This window comes from Mariniflexile aquimaris (assembly GCF_042676825.1).
Classification (GTDB): domain Bacteria; phylum Bacteroidota; class Bacteroidia; order Flavobacteriales; family Flavobacteriaceae; genus Mariniflexile; species Mariniflexile aquimaris.
The window spans coordinates 960,515-976,437 of the sequence record NZ_JBHTIB010000002.1 but is presented as its reverse complement, the minus strand read 5'-3'; the positions used below and the strand labels follow the sequence as shown (position 1 = coordinate 976,437).

Below are 15,923 nucleotides of genomic sequence, written 5' to 3'. Positions count from 1 at the left end.
CTTTTTCGTTTTTTTTATAAATATTTTATATAAACTACATGTATTACAAGTGATTAAACAAAATAAAAGGGCGAAGGTATAAGTTAAAAAGAACACGATATATGACATTTGTCATACTTTAGAACAAGCCAACTTTTGTATTTCACTTTAAATTCACGGATTCTACTGGTATTTTAATTATAAATTTTAGGCTTTAACTATTAATTTATTTAATTATTCTTAATAAGAATTCGGGAAATAAAAAATATCAATAAATTTTACAAAAGGCTGCCTTCATTAATTTAAGCTTCATTACTTTTATGCTTAATTTTCAATAGAATTATAATATGTCTGTAGCACCAAAAATAGCACGATTTAATCAACATGTTTTATCAAAATATCAAATATACAACAGTATATTTATGACATTACCTTTTGATTCCGTAACAAAAACAGGGGTACTACTTCCTTTATTTCATGAAACCTGCCAAAAAGGATTCGCAAATGGAGACGACCCAACAACCATTGTAGATCTTTTTTTTAAAAAATATCAAGCACGACGCACGAAACAAAGTCAAATTAATTTGCTTTTCAGGTTCATTCAATACATTGAAAGACAAGTTGTATTATTTGATGCTGTTGAAGATGCCGCTTTCCCCGTTGTTAATAATATGGAAGGGATTGGTACTTTAAGGAATCTTAAAGAGTCGGCTGTATCTAACAACAAATTAGAAGAATTACAAAGTTATTTAGAAGAGTTTAAAGTGCGTATTGTTTTAACGGCGCATCCAACTCAATTTTACCCTGGTTCGGTTCTTGGAATTATTACCGATTTAACCGAGGCGATTAAAACAAACAACCTTTCTGGTATTAACGATTTATTTGCTCAATTAGGAAAAACACCGTTTTTTAAACACGAAAAACCAACACCGTACGACGAAGCCAAAAGCTTAATCTGGTATTTAGAAAATGTATTTTATCAATCTTTTGGTGAGATTTACAACTATATTCAGCAGAATATTTACGACGATAGCAAAAAACATAATGAAATCATCAATATTGGTTTTTGGCCAGGTGGCGACCGCGATGGGAATCCGTTTGTAAAACCAGACACCACACTAAAAGTTGCCGATTCGCTTAAACAAGCGGTATTAAAAAAATACTACGGCGATCTTAAAAATTTAAGACGTAAGCTTACGTTTAGAGGTATAGAAGAACGCATTGTGCGCTTAGAGACTATTTTATACAACTACAGCATCGATTTAAATTATCCAGATGCTATAACAGCAAAAGAGCTTTTAACAGAATTATTAAGCATTAGAAAACTATTGGTTGCAGAATTTCAGTCATTATACGTTTCTGAAATAAACCACCTAATAAACAGAATACATTTATTTGGTTACTACTTTGCGACTCTAGATATTAGACAAGACAGTAGAATACACCATACAGTATTTACCACCGTAATAGACTATCTAATTAAAAACGGTAATGCAAATTTCCCGAAAAACTACCACGAGCTTTCTGAAGATGAACAAATAAATATTTTATCAAAAGTAGGTTCAGCAAACATCGATATAGAAGCCTTTGAAGATGAAATGGTTTATAACACCTTAAAAACTATTGAAGGCATTAAAATTATTCAAGAAAATAATGGCGAACGTGGCGCTAATAGATATATTATAAGCAACAATCAAACGGCGTTAAATGTGATGCAACTTTTTGCCATGCTTAAAATGGTTGCTTTCAACGACCAATTAACCGTAGATGTTGTTCCGTTATTTGAAACCATTACCGATTTAGAAAACGCTCCAAAAGTTATGGAGCAATTATATACTAACCCCGAATATATGGCTCATTTAAAGAGCCGAGGTAACAAACAAACCATTATGCTTGGTTTTTCTGACGGAACTAAAGATGGTGGTTATTTAATGGCTAACTGGGGTATTTACAGAGCCAAAGAGTTATTAACTGAAATGTCTCGTAAATACGATGTTACGGCTATATTTTTTGATGGTCGTGGCGGACCACCAGCACGTGGAGGTGGAAAAACACATCAGTTTTATGCTTCTTTAGGTCCAAACATTGAAGACAAAGAAGTACAACTTACCATTCAAGGCCAAACTATTAGCTCTAATTTCGGAACCTTAGATTCTTCACAATATAACCTAGAACAGCTTATTAGTTCTGGTATGTTTAACAGATTAGGGAAGGACAAACTTGAAATGTCTTCAGACGATAAGATTGTCATGACCGATTTGGCCAATACAAGTTACCAGGCCTATAAAGATTTTAAAAATCATGCGATGTTTATTCCTTATTTGGAGCGCATGAGTACTTTAAAATATTATGCAAAAACTAATATTGGGAGTCGCCCATCAAAACGAGGAAGCTCTGATAAGCTTGTCTTTTCAGATTTAAGAGCCATCCCTTTTGTGGGTTCTTGGAGTCAGTTAAAACAAAACGTTCCAGGATTCTACGGTGTGGGTACAGCGTTAAAAAAATATGAGGACAATGGTGAGTTTTATAAAGTAGAACAACTTTACAAAAATTCTAAATTCTTTAAAACATTGTTAGAAAATAGTATGATGGCATTGTCGAAATCTTTTTTCGATTTAACCAAATACATGTCTAAAGACGAAGAGTTTGGCGATTTCTGGAATATCATTTATAACGAATATGTTACTACCAAAGCATTATTATTAAAGCTTACAGGTTATAAAGAATTAATGGAAAACGAACCCTCTGGAAAAGCTTCTATTGCAGTAAGAGAGTCTATCGTGCTTCCGTTACTTACGATACAACAATATGCGCTTAAAAAAATTCAGGAATTGGAGAAAGACCCGGTTACAAACGAAGAGGAAATAAAAATATTTGAAAAAATAGTTACACGTTCTCTTTTTGGTAACATTAACGCAAGTAGAAATTCGGCGTAATAACTTTTAAATTATTGAATAAAAAAATCGGCTGCCTAAAAAGACAGCCGATTTTTTTTATACCCTAAATGGAGTAATGAATAAGTTAATTTAAAGTATCTCCTCCTTTAGCGCCAGTTCTAATTCTATAAGACTCTTCAATATTTGATACAAATATTTTGCCGTCTCCTACTTCGCCAGTGGCTGCCGATTTAAGAATGGCTTGAATGGTAGCTTCCTCAAAACTATCATTTACTACTATTGAAAGATATCTACGTTGTATATCGCTTGTACTATAAGAAATTCCTCGGTACACATGCCCTTCCTTTTCATTACCAACCCCAGTAACATCCCAATAAGAAAAAAAGTTAACCCCAACTTGATGAAGCGCGTCTTTAACTGCAAAAAACTTAGATTTTCTAATTATTGCTTCTATTTTTTTCATTATATAACTCTTTAATTTTTTTTGTTTATTCAAAAATAAAGAAATATTAATATATAGTGCATACTTATTTCATGTTACTGCAAAAAAAAAGGATGTTTTGTAAATTAACAAAACATCCTTTTCGAATCAACTAAACTAAATATTAATGTTCATTTAACCTGAAATCAGGATATGCATCCATACCGTGCTCATAACCATCTAAACCTTCTAACTCTTCTTTTTCAGAAACTCGGATTCCCATAGTTTTCTTAAGCGTGAATATTATGATGAAAGCAGTAGCTAAACAGAACGCTGCATAACAAGCTACACCTATTAATTGTGTTAAGAAGCTATGATCTGGATTTGTTGAAAAAATACCTACAGCTAATGTTCCCCAGATTCCACATACTAAGTGCACTGCAATCGCACCAACTGGGTCGTCTAATTTTAATTTATTATCTATAAAACTTACAGCTAAAACAATTAAAGCTCCAGCAACAGCACCAATAATAACCGCACTTGTTGGACTAACAACATCGGCTCCGGCTGTGATACCAACTAACCCTCCTAAAATACCATTTAAGAACATGGTTAAGTCTAAATTTTTGTACATAGCCGTAGAAACCAACATAGCTACCACACCACCAGCTGCTGCAGCTAAACAAGTTGTTACTAAGGTTACTGAAGTTAATTCTGGGTCTGCTGAAAGTACAGAACCTCCGTTAAATCCGAACCATCCTAACCATAAAATTAAAACACCAGCAGTAGCTAATGGGATGTTATGACCAGGAATTGCTTGCGCTTTTCCATCTTTAAATTTACCAATACGAGGGCCTAATAAACAAACGGCAACAACAGCTGCCCATCCACCTACAGAGTGTACTAGTGTAGAACCAGCAAAATCATAAAAGCCCATTTGATCTAAAAATCCACCACCCCATTTCCAAGAACCGGCAATTGGGTAAACTAAACCTACATATATTACTGTAAAGATCATAAACGGTAAAATTTTAACACGTTCTGCAACTGCTCCAGAAACAATGGTAGCAGCGGTAGCGGCAAACATCCCTTGGAACAAGAAATCGGTCCAGTAAGTATACCCTTCGTTATAGGCTAAATCCAAAGTACCTTCAGCAGTTAATGGCGAATCAAGTCCAAAACCTGCAAATCCTAAAAACCCGTTAAATTCTCCAGGATACATTAAATTGAATCCTACTAAGCAATAAAGTAGCAACCCAATTGTAATGATAAAAATGTTTTTAAATAAGATGTTTATGGTGTTTTTTTGTCTTGTTAGTCCTATTTCTAAAAGAGAGAACCCTAAGTGCATAAAAAACACAAGAGCTGTACAGATCATCATCCATACATTATTTATTGTAAGTAATTCCATGATATATTATTTTTTTAAAGGATTATTATTTTAAAGTATTACCGCCTTTTTCGCCTGTTCGTATTCTGTAGCATTCTTTTATTTCGGAAACAAATATTTTTCCGTCGCCAACTTCTCCAGTGCCTCCCGATTTAAGAATGGCCTGAATAGTCGCTTCTTCAAAATCATCATTCACAACGATTGATAAATATCTGCGTTGAATATCACTTGTACTATAAGACACACCTCTGTACACATGTCCTTCCTTTTCGTTCCCTATTCCGGTTACATCCCAGTAGGAGAAAAAGTTGACTCCAACCTCATGCAATGCATCTCTGACCACACGATATTTTGACTTTCTAATAATCGCTTCAATTTTCTTCATTAGATTATAATTTTAAATTTGAAAACCCAAAAATAAAAATAAATTTAAAAAGGGGGTAAAATTCAAGGGGGTAAGTTCAGAAAAATGAAAAAAAAGCAAAAGGACCCCTAAATTATTAAGGATCCCTTTTCAAAAATCGTATTATTCAATAAATATGATATTGCTAATGTTCGTTTAATCTAAAATCTGGATAAGCTTCCATGCCATGTTCGTGAATATCGAGACCTTCAACTTCTTCTTTTTCAGAAACACGTAATCCCATAACCTTCTTAAGAATAAACAACACAACGAAAGAAGCCACAACAGCCCATAGTCCAATGCCTAATACACCTATTGCCTGAACGCCTAATTGTTTAAAGCCGCCGCCGTAAAACAATCCGCCATCAATAGCAAATAAACCAACGCATAATGTTCCTACCGCACCACAAACGCCGTGTACCGAAACCGCCCCTACAGGGTCGTCCACTTTCAATTTTTTATCTACAAACTCTATAGACACAACTACCAAAATTCCGCAGATAATACCAATGGCTGTAGCACCAAAATTATCGACAGCCGCACAACCAGCGGTTACACCAACCAAACCTGCAAGCACACCATTTAAAGTCATAGAAGCGTCTGGCTTACCATATTTTATCCAGGTGTAAAACATTGCCGCAAGGGCTCCTGCTGCACCAGCCAAATTTGTTGTAATTATTATATTCGATACTGATGTTACGTTATCTCCAGAAATTGCTAATTGAGAACCACCGTTAAAACCATACCAGCCTATCCAAAGAATAAACACCCCTAATGCCCCTAACAATATACTATGACCAGGTATGGCATTAGACTTTCCGTTGGTGTATTTCCCAATTCGAGGCCCCACTAAAGCTGCAGCAACCAAGGCAGCCCAACCACCTACAGAGTGAACCACACTAGAACCAGCAAAATCTATAAACCCAAGATCTGTTAACCAACCATCACCTTGCCACACCCAATGCCCAGACACCGGATAGATAAGCACCGTCATTGTTAACGAAAACACCAAATAGGTTGTAAATTTGGTTCTTTCGGCTATAGCACCCGACACAATAGTCGCCGCAGTGGCACAAAAAACGGTTTGAAAGAATAAATTATGCATTTCGCCTGCATCATTAAAAAATATTTGTGGAGTTCCAATAAAACTTCCTATATCTGCACCATACATAAGTGCATAACCAATTAACCAAAACCCAACAGACCCAATACAAAAGTCCATTAAGTTTTTCATAATAATATTGATGGTATTTTTAGATCTTGTAAATCCAGTTTCTACAAGTGTAAATCCAGCTTGCATAAAGAACACCAATGCCCCTGCAATTAATATCCACATAATGTCTAATACACCATTTATTTCGGCTATATTTTTTACTATTTCTTCCATGATTAAAATATTTTATATGATTATTTTAACAACTTATCTTAAGGTTTCCCCTCCTTTTTCTCCGGTTCTTATTCTGTAACATTCCGTAATGTCTGATACGAATAATTTACCATCACCAACCTCTCCGGTTGATGCCGATTCAAGAATCGTTTGTACTGTTATTGCTTCAAAATCATCATTAACAACAATGGATAAGTACCTACGCTGAATATCACTTGTACTATAGGATATTCCGCGGTAAACATGACCTTCTTTTTCATTTCCCAAACCAGTAACGTCCCAGTAAGAGAAAAAATTAACCCCAACAGCATGCAGAGCTTCTTGCACTACACGATATTTTGATTTTCTAATAATTGCTTCGATTTTTTTCATAATAAGTATATATTTATTTAATGTTATATTCAAATTCAATAAATCTTTAAAAGCTTTTGGGTTTTAAATAATTTTGGTTTTAACCACCAAAAAAGCCTTATTAAAACTAATAAGGCTTTTCTCGATTTTTTATTTATAAAACAGTTTATTCTATTTCTCTTTGTCTCTTACCTGGATAAGCTAAAGATCCATGTTCAGAAATATCAAGACCTGCAATTTCTTCTTCTTCGGTAACTCTTAATCCAACAGTTACTTTCATGATGTATAAAAATATGAACGATGTTACCACAGCCCATAATGCATAGGCAATAACACCAATAGCTTGCGCACCTAATTGAGCAGCGCCTCCACCATTAAATAGTCCAATTCCAGTATCACCATCTACACCCCAAAGTCCAATAACTAAGGTACCCCATGCTCCAGCAACACCGTGTACAGAAATAGCGCCTACAGCATCATCAATTTTTAAAGTTTTTTCTACAAATCCAATTGAAAGTACCACAAGAATACCACCAATTAAACCAGCTAATATAGCACCACCTTCGCCCATATTACCACATCCAGCCGTAATACTTACAAGACCAGCAAGTGCACCATTTAAAGTCATTCCTAAATTTGGTTTTCCCATTTTAATCCAAGTAAACAATAATGCAGCAATTGCACCAGCCGAAGCAGCTAAGTTTGTTACAAGTACTACTTGAGAAGCAGCTGCAGAATCGTCGCCACCCCAAGCTAATTGAGAACCACCATTAAAACCAAACCATCCTAACCAAAGGATAAACACCCCTAAAGTAGCATACATTTGGTTGTGACCATGCATTTCAACCGGTTTCCCATCAAGGAATTTACCAATTCTTGGTCCTACTAACCATGCAGCAACTAAAGCAGCCCATCCTCCAACAGAGTGAACAATAGAAGATCCTGCAAAGTCAATAAATTCAGCAGGCATAAATGATGCTGTATTTAACCAGCCACCATTCCATTCCCAACCACCAGCGATTGGATAGATAAGTGCCGTTAAAATAATACTAAAGATTGCATAGGTTGTATATTTGGTTCTTCCGGCGATAGCTCCAGAAACAATAGTAGCAGCAGTAGCAGCAAATACTGTTTGAAAGAATAAATCGGCAGCACCTTGAGAAAATGTAAAGCCTCCCCAGTGGAAGAACCCGCCACCTTGGTCGGCGCCATACATTAAAGAATACCCAATAAACCAGAAAGCTAGAGAGCCTACCGCAATATCAAGGAAATTTTTCATCGCTATGTTAACAGCATTCTTAGAATCTGTCATTCCAGATTCAACTAAGAAGAATCCAGCCTGCATAAAGAATACAAGAATACCAGATATTAACATCCAAAGCATTCCCATATCACCTTTAACCGATTCTGCTAATGCATCAATAGCGGTGGTATCTTGAATTAAAAGAGAGATATTTAATAAAGACATAATAATTAATTTTTTAGGGTTAGATAAAAAAGTGGGCAATCGAACAATTAGTATTCAATTGCCCACTATGTGAAATATTTTTTCGTCCTTCTAATTAGAAAGAATAGATAGCAGCTAAAACAAATGAGCTTAAGCTTTTTTGTCCAGCAAAATCATTATCTAAGAAAGCATCATCAGAAGCAGAATCTAAACGAATCTCTGGTTTGATAGTTAAGTTATCAATAGAAAAACTACCTGTTAAAGTTGTAGCAAATACACTAGAATCTGCAACACCAGTACCTATAGCTCCAAAATCACCATCTTCTACAAAATACTCACCTCTTAATCCTAAAGTAAAGGTATCAGACACAGCATATTGTGGATATAAAGCAGCACCTGCAAAACCTCCACCGTCATTTTCTATTGTTAAGTAAGCAGCGTTAATTCCTAAAAAGAATGAATCAGATAAATCAAATCCACCAGTGAAATCAATTTCAGTGAAAGAAGGATCTACTAATAAATTTAAGAATTGGCCTTTGTAACCTAATTGTGCACCAAATGCATAATCGCCAGTTGGATTAAATTCAGTTGCATCAGTATCATTCATCACACCCAACATTAAGCTAAAGTCATCACTCAAAGCAAAATCTGCTTTTAAACCTGTATGACTGAAAGGTCCGTAAGAGAATAAATAAGATGTACTGTAGTTAAAGTTAGCAACAGGAGAAATTACTTCATACCCTAAGAAGGTATTAAAGTTACCCATTGTTAATTTCACGCTTTCACTTACATTCCAGTAAGCATATAACTGATTAACAATATTTCCAGTTGCAGAATACATTGGAGAAGCAAAAATAGCCTGTTCCTCTTGGACCAAATACTAAATCGGCAACGAAACCAACTTTTTCTCCTTCGTAAGAAGCAACTACATTGGCCATACCTAAAGCAAAACCTGGTAAATTAGCAAATGATGATCCTGGCGCTTGTGCAAATTCATCATTTGGAGCATTAAAATTAGCTCTATAATAAGCATCAATACTACCACTTAAAGTAAATTTTGGCGCTTCCGTCGCTTCCTGCGCAAATAATACCGATCCCATTAGAAGCATTGAAAGTGTTATTAATTTTTTCATAATGTTTAATTTTTAAGTTATTAATTTTTTTGGTTTGTTCCTTAAGAATGACCCAAATGTATATCAAAAAGTTTTAAACCCCCTTAAAAAATAGGGGTATAAAGTTTATTTTTATCGATATTCTAGTTTTTACCCTATTTTTTTAGTGGTATCCTTAAATTATTTTGATTTTTTGAATTTTTAACAAATGTCGAAATTGAATAATTGTCAGTATTTTTCTCGTTTTAATGCTATTATTTCTATTAATACACACATTTATTATAACAATTTCACAAATACGTTATTTATACCTTATATATAGCGATTGAATATTTATTAAAAAATCTCTGTATTATTGATATATAATTATTTTAAGCTCGACTTCACTTCTAAAATCGAAATAATCAATTACCCTCTATTGTATTTCAAAAACTAGGTCATATCTTAGCGTTCCAACTCAAAATTTTAAACCAATATTTGTTGATTATGCTGAAGAAACAAGGAATGTATTCGCCTGAATTTGAACACGAAAATTGTGGAGCAGGTTTTATTTGTAATCTAAAAGGAGAAAAAACAAATCAGATCATTCATGATGCGTTAGAGATTCTTGTGAAGTTAGAACACCGTGGTGGTGTAAGTGCTGATGGAAAAACGGGTGATGGTGCTGGTTTATTAATAGATATTCCTCATGAATATTTTAATCGCGTTTGCCAATTTAGCATTCCAGCGCCTAGAGAGTATGCTGTAGGGATGGTATTTTTACCAAAAACGTTCAATCAATATACGTTTTGTAAAAACATTTTCGAAAAAGAAATAAAAGCGCAAGGACTTGCTATACTAGGATGGAGAAAAGTGCCAGTAGATTCATCGCAACTTGGTGAAATCGCTTTAGCTTCAGAACCTCTAATCGAGCAACTATTTGTTGCAAAAACCGAAGACATTACCGAAGCCATTTTTAAAGCAAAATTATACGCTGCACGTAAAATAACCGAACATACTATTAGAAACTCACGAATTTCTGAAAGTGGTTACTTTTATGTGCCTAGTTTATCTACAACCACCCTTATATATAAAGGAATTATAATGCCCGAAGACATTGGGCCTTATTATACAGATTTACAACAAATCGACTTAGTAACTCGTTTAGCGTTGGTTCATCAACGTTTCTCCACTAACACCATGCCTACTTGGGAATTGGCACAACCTTTCCGCTTTATGTGTCAAAATGGTGAAATTAATACCCTTCGCGGAAACGTAAGTAGAATGCGCGTTCGTGAAGAGATTATGAAAAGTGAAGTTTTTGGACCTCAAATAGAAAAGTTATTTCCAATCATATTACCAGGGAAATCAGATTCTGCATCAATGGATATGGTGGTTGAATTATTAACACACACCGACAGATCGCTCCCAGAAATAATGATGATGATGATTCCGGAAGCATGGGAAAAACACAAAACCATGTCGCCAGAACGTAAAGCATTTTACGAATACAACTGTTGTATTATGGAGCCTTGGGATGGTCCGGCATCTGTACCATTTACAGACGGCGATTACATTGGAGCCTTATTAGACAGAAACGGTTTAAGACCTTCAAGATATACGGTTACAAAAAGCGGTAAAATTATCATGTCTTCTGAAATAGGAGTTGTTGATATAGACCCTGAAGATGTTGAAAGACACGGGAGACTCGAACCAGGAAAAATGTTCTTGGTTGATATGAACGCTGGTCGTATTATTGAAGATGAAGAAATAAAAAGCAAAATTGTTTCTGAAAGACCTTATAAAAAATGGTTAGACGAAACACGTTTGCACCTAAAAGATGTACCATATACCAACGAAACTTGCCCAATAGAAACCATTGATGTAAAAACCAGACAACGTTTATTTAATTATACGTTCGAAGATATACAGGATGTTATTACGCCAATGGCCATTTCTGGAAAAGAAGCTTTAGGATCGATGGGAACAGATACGCCTTTAGCGGTGCTATCAGACCGTCCGCAACTTATACCAAACTACTTTAAACAGTTATTTGCACAAGTTACAAACCCGCCATTAGATGGTATTCGAGAAGAAATCGTAACAGATATTGCTTTAAATTTAGGGAAAGACCGAAATATTTTTAGCATCACGAAACGACAGTGTAGAAAATTAAGAATTCAAAATCCGGTAATTTCTAATGCCGATTTAGAAAAAATTAGAACCATTTCTATTGAAAGTTTCAAAGCAGAAACTATCCACATGCTTTACCCTAAAGCTCAAGGTCTTAATGGCTTAGAAGATGCTTTAGAGAATATGATCACGCAAGTTTCAAAAGCAATAGACAATGGTGTTAATATTATTATATTATCAGACAGAGGTGTTAATAAAGATTTTGCACCTATTCCGGCATTGTTGGCTTGTTCTTATGTAAATCACCAATTAAACCGCCTGCGCAAACGTTCTTATTTCGATATCATTATCGAATCGGCAGAACCACGCGAACCGCATCATTTTGCCACCTTATTTGGTTATGGCGCTAGTGCTATTAACCCTTATATGGTGAATGAAATCATCAGAGCGCAAGTAAAAGAAGGTTTCATAAAAGGCATGGATGAAGACAAAGCTGTTACCAATTTCAACAAAGCGATTGGTTCAGGGATTTTAAAAATTATGAATAAAATCGGAATTTCTACGCTGCATTCGTATAGAGGTTCTCAGATTTTTGAAATTGTAGGATTCAATTCTGCCTTTGTAGAAAAATATTTCCCATACACCACTTCTAGAATTGAAGGTATTGGTTTGTATGAAATAGAAAAAGAAATTACCGAACGTTATAAATACGCATACCCAGATAATTTAATTGACAAACGATTAGGATTAAATATTGGTGGCGATTACAGATGGAGACGTGGTGGCGAACGCCATATGTTTAACCCAACTACGGTAGCAAAATTACAACAAGCTGTTAGATTAAGCGATCAGGCAAGTTATGATGTTTATGCCAAGGCAGTAAACGAACAAGCCGAAAATTTAATGACCATTCGTGGATTGTTTGAATTTGATAACTTAGACCCTATTTCGATAGATGAAGTAGAACCTTGGACCGAAATTGTAAAACGTTTCAAAACAGGAGCAATGTCTTACGGGTCTATTTCTAGAGAAGCGCACGAAAATCTTGCGATTGCCATGAATCGTATTGGTGGTAAATCGAACTCAGGTGAAGGTGGTGAAGACAGAAAACGCTTCCATCCAGATTCGAACGGTGACAGCAGAAACTCGGCTATTAAACAAGTAGCCTCTGGTAGATTTGGAGTAACATCACACTACCTAACCAATGCCAGAGAAATTCAAATTAAAATGGCACAGGGTGCAAAACCTGGTGAAGGTGGACAGTTACCTGGCGAAAAAGTATTACCATGGATTGCAGCAGCACGAAATTCAACACCATTTGTAGGTTTAATTTCACCGCCGCCGCATCACGATATTTATTCTATTGAAGATTTGGCACAATTAATATTCGATTTAAAAAATGCCAATAGAGATGCCAGAATTAATGTAAAATTAGTATCTGAAGTAGGTGTTGGTACCATTGCAGCCGGTGTAGCAAAAGCAAAAGCCGATGTCGTACTTATTGCAGGTTACGATGGTGGTACTGGAGCTTCTCCATTAACGTCTTTAAAACATGCTGGCTTACCTTGGGAACTTGGTCTTGCCGAAGCACAACAAACACTAGTATTAAACAATTTAAGAAGTAGAATTGTTGTAGAATGCGACGGACAGTTAAAAACTGGTAGAGATGTGGCCATTGCCGCTTTATTAGGAGCTGAAGAATTTGGTTTTGCCACAGCACCTCTGGTAGCCTCTGGATGTATTATGATGCGCAAATGTCATTTAAATACTTGTCCGGTAGGTATTGCAACTCAAGATAAAGAGTTACGTAAAAACTTTAAAGGCACACCAGAACACGTTATTAATTTCTTCTATTACATTGCTGAAGAATTAAGAGGTATCATGGCACAATTAGGGTTTAGAACTTTAGCCGAAATGGTTGGACAAACTCATAAAATAAATGCTAATAAAGCAATTACGCATTATAAAGCAAAAGGTTTAGACTTGTCTGCTATTTTACACAGACCAGAAGCTTATAAACATTTAATTGTTAGAAATACAGAAACTCAAGATCATAATTTAGACGATGTTCTCGATTTTAAAATATTAAAAGATTCACACAGAGCCTTATACCGTAAAGAAAAAATGACTTTGGAATATCCTATTCACAATACAAATCGTACGGTAGGAGCCATTGTTAGTAACGAAATCTCTAAAGTATATGGCCATTTAGGCTTACCAGAAGATACGTTAAATATTAACTTTACAGGATCTGCCGGACAAAGTTTTGGTGCTTTTGGCGCTAATGGCTTAACATTTACAATTGAAGGTAATACCAACGATTATTTAGGTAAAGGCTTATCTGGTGCAAAATTAATTGTTAAGAAACCTGCGAAAGCAGATTTTATTGCCGAAAACAATATTATTGTAGGTAATGTTTGTTTGTTTGGCGCAATTCAAGGTCAAGCGTACATTAACGGTATTGCTGGAGAACGCTTCGCAGTACGTAACTCAGGCGCTATTGCCGTAGTAGAAGGCGTAGGAGACCATGGTTGCGAATATATGACTGGTGGAAAAGTGGTGGTTCTTGGTAAAACAGGACGAAACTTTGCAGCGGGTATGAGTGGCGGAATTGCTTATGTATACGATCCGGAAAATAAATTTACCAACGGATTATGTAATACGGAATCTATTGAATTCGAGCAGGTATTAAATGAAGATGCCGATGATTTAAGAAGTATGATTGAAAATCATGTGAGTTATACGAATAGCAACCGAGGTAAAGAATTATTAGCAAATTGGGAAACTAGTTTGAAAAATTTTGTAAAAGTAATGCCTACCGAATACAAACGTGCATTAAAACGTTTAGAAACAGAAGAACAAATGGTAGAAGAATTAACAACAGCATAGTGTCATGGGAAAAGTAACAGGATTTAAAGAATTTGAAAGACAAGATGAAAAAAACGCGCCCGTAGAAGAACGCGTAAAAAATTATAATGAATTTACCATTCCTTTAAGCGAAACCGAACTAAAACATCAAGGGTCGCGTTGTATGGATTGTGGCATACCTTTTTGCCACAGTGGTTGCCCTCTAGGAAATCTTATACCAGATTTCAATCATATGGTACACCAAGGTGAATGGCAAAAAGCGAGTTGGATATTACATTCCACAAACAATTTTCCAGAATTTACGGGTCGTTTATGTCCTGCACCATGTGAAAAATCGTGTGTTTTAGGTATTATCGCAGACCCCGTTTCAATCGAAACTATAGAAAAAAATATTGTGGAACGTGCCTTTAAAGAAGGCTGGATAAAACCGCAACCTCCAAAATCAAGAACTGGTAAAACCATTGCTATTGTAGGTTCAGGACCAGCTGGATTAGCTGCCGCACAACAATTAAATAGAGCTGGCCATACCGTAACTGTTTTTGAAAGAGATGATGAAGTTGGTGGATTACTTCGCTACGGTATTCCTAATTTTAAAATGGAAAAAGGTATCATAGATCGAAGAGTTACCATTTTAGAAGCCGAAGGCATTACTTTTAAAACGAATGTAAACGTAGGCGTTAATTACGATGTTAAACAATTGAAAAAGTTTGATGCCGTAGTTTTATGCGGTGGTGCTACCGAAAGAAGAGGTTTACCAACCCCAGGAGCAGATGCAGATGGCGTGGTACAAGCTATGGATTTCTTAACGCAACAAACTAAAGTTGTATTTGGTAAAGAAGTTAAAGATCAAGTATTAGCGACCAATAAAAATGTCATTGTTATTGGTGGTGGAGATACGGGTTCAGACTGCGTTGGCACATCAAACAGACAAGGCGCTAAATCGGTTGTGAATTTCGAGATTATGCCAAAACCACCAGGGCATCGTTCTCCTCAAACGCCTTGGCCTTATTGGCCATTACAGTTAAAAACATCGTCATCCCACGAAGAAGGTGTTGAAAGAAACTGGTTAATAAACACTAAAGAGTTTATAAAAGATGAAAACGGTACATTAATCGCTTTAAAAACGGTTAATGTCGACTGGAAAATGGTACCAGGACAACGTCCGCAATTAATTGAAATTGAAGGCACCGAAAAAACATGGCCATGCGATTTAGCTTTATTAGCATTAGGTTTTACAGGTCCTGAAAGCACCATTGCAGATCAATTAGGATTGGAGAAAGATGCGCGTTCTAACTATAAAGCAGAATATGGTAAATACCAAACCAATATTCCTAATATATTTACTGCAGGTGATATGCGCAGAGGACAATCCTTAATCGTTTGGGCGATTTCTGAAGGTAGAGAAGCTGCACGACAAGTTGATATTTATTTAATGGGCAAATCAGATTTGCCTACAAAAAATGAAGCAGGCGATTTAGTTGCTTTATAAAATACAAAAACCGCAAAACTCCTTTTTATTTGCATAAAAAGGAGTTTTCATTTTAAATTAATTTAAA

General features: G+C 35.5%; 9 protein-coding genes and 1 pseudogene. 3 read left to right on the top strand and 7 right to left on the bottom strand.

From position 1 onward, the window contains the following. Nucleotides 1–326 precede the first annotated feature (326 nt). Entirely contained in the window at nt 327–2,915 is a 2,589-nt protein-coding gene (locus ACFQ0I_RS04355) for a phosphoenolpyruvate carboxylase (protein WP_379939702.1), read from the top strand. A gap of 85 nt (nt 2,916–3,000) precedes the next feature. Here ACFQ0I_RS04355 and ACFQ0I_RS04350 read toward each other — a convergent pair whose 3' ends face one another. The 7 genes and pseudogenes from ACFQ0I_RS04350 to ACFQ0I_RS04320 form a co-directional block, all read right to left on the bottom strand. Continuing rightward, on the bottom strand, nt 3,001–3,339 hold the full coding sequence (locus ACFQ0I_RS04350; protein WP_379939700.1) for a P-II family nitrogen regulator: 339 nt from the start codon (nt 3,337–3,339) through the stop codon (nt 3,001–3,003). Nucleotides 3,340–3,481: 142 nt separating this feature from the next. Continuing rightward, nucleotides 3,482–4,708: an ammonium transporter gene (locus tag ACFQ0I_RS04345; protein ID WP_379939698.1), complete on the bottom strand. Its 1,227-nt coding sequence runs from the start codon at nt 4,706–4,708 to the stop codon at nt 3,482–3,484. A 25-nt stretch (nt 4,709–4,733) separates the two neighbouring features. After that, nucleotides 4,734–5,072 (bottom strand): P-II family nitrogen regulator, encoded by a 339-nt coding sequence (locus ACFQ0I_RS04340; protein WP_379939696.1) that lies wholly within the window; start codon nt 5,070–5,072, stop codon nt 4,734–4,736. 163 nt (nt 5,073–5,235) lie between these two features. Then, nucleotides 5,236–6,477: an ammonium transporter gene (locus ACFQ0I_RS04335; RefSeq protein WP_379939694.1), complete on the bottom strand. Its 1,242-nt coding sequence runs from the start codon at nt 6,475–6,477 to the stop codon at nt 5,236–5,238. 33 nt (nt 6,478–6,510) lie between these two features. Continuing rightward, nucleotides 6,511–6,849: a P-II family nitrogen regulator gene (locus ACFQ0I_RS04330; protein WP_379939692.1), complete on the bottom strand. Its 339-nt coding sequence runs from the start codon at nt 6,847–6,849 to the stop codon at nt 6,511–6,513. Nucleotides 6,850–6,994: 145 nt separating this feature from the next. Further along, entirely contained in the window at nt 6,995–8,296 is a 1,302-nt protein-coding gene (locus ACFQ0I_RS04325; RefSeq protein ID WP_379939690.1) for an ammonium transporter, read from the bottom strand. A gap of 94 nt (nt 8,297–8,390) precedes the next feature. Further along, nucleotides 8,391–9,408 (bottom strand): annotated as a pseudogene (locus tag ACFQ0I_RS04320) (porin). Between the two features lie 465 nt (nt 9,409–9,873). Between ACFQ0I_RS04320 and gltB the strand changes: the two are divergent. Together gltB and ACFQ0I_RS04310 are read left to right on the top strand one after the other, a co-directional pair. Then, a complete protein-coding gene (gltB, locus tag ACFQ0I_RS04315; RefSeq protein WP_379939688.1) occupies nt 9,874–14,388 on the top strand; it encodes a glutamate synthase large subunit in 4,515 nt (1,504 codons plus the stop codon). A 4-nt stretch (nt 14,389–14,392) separates the two neighbouring features. Continuing rightward, a complete protein-coding gene (locus ACFQ0I_RS04310) occupies nt 14,393–15,856 on the top strand; it encodes a glutamate synthase subunit beta (protein WP_379939686.1) in 1,464 nt (487 codons plus the stop codon). Nucleotides 15,857–15,923: the final 67 nt, after the last annotated feature.

Bases quoted from the DNA above. Each gene is read 5' to 3' on its own strand.
- ACFQ0I_RS04355 (WP_379939702.1), top strand. From the start codon at position 327: ATGTCTGTAGCACCAAAAATAGCACGATTTAATCAACATGTTTTATCA.
- ACFQ0I_RS04350 (WP_379939700.1), bottom strand. From the start codon at position 3,339: ATGAAAAAAATAGAAGCAATAATTAGAAAATCTAAGTTTTTTGCAGTT.
- ACFQ0I_RS04345 (WP_379939698.1), bottom strand. From the start codon at position 4,708: ATGGAATTACTTACAATAAATAATGTATGGATGATGATCTGTACAGCT.
- ACFQ0I_RS04340 (WP_379939696.1), bottom strand. From the start codon at position 5,072: ATGAAGAAAATTGAAGCGATTATTAGAAAGTCAAAATATCGTGTGGTC.
- ACFQ0I_RS04335 (WP_379939694.1), bottom strand. From the start codon at position 6,477: ATGGAAGAAATAGTAAAAAATATAGCCGAAATAAATGGTGTATTAGAC.
- ACFQ0I_RS04330 (WP_379939692.1), bottom strand. From the start codon at position 6,849: ATGAAAAAAATCGAAGCAATTATTAGAAAATCAAAATATCGTGTAGTG.
- ACFQ0I_RS04325 (WP_379939690.1), bottom strand. From the start codon at position 8,296: ATGTCTTTATTAAATATCTCTCTTTTAATTCAAGATACCACCGCTATT.
- gltB (WP_379939688.1), top strand. From the start codon at position 9,874: ATGCTGAAGAAACAAGGAATGTATTCGCCTGAATTTGAACACGAAAAT.
- ACFQ0I_RS04310 (WP_379939686.1), top strand. From the start codon at position 14,393: ATGGGAAAAGTAACAGGATTTAAAGAATTTGAAAGACAAGATGAAAAA.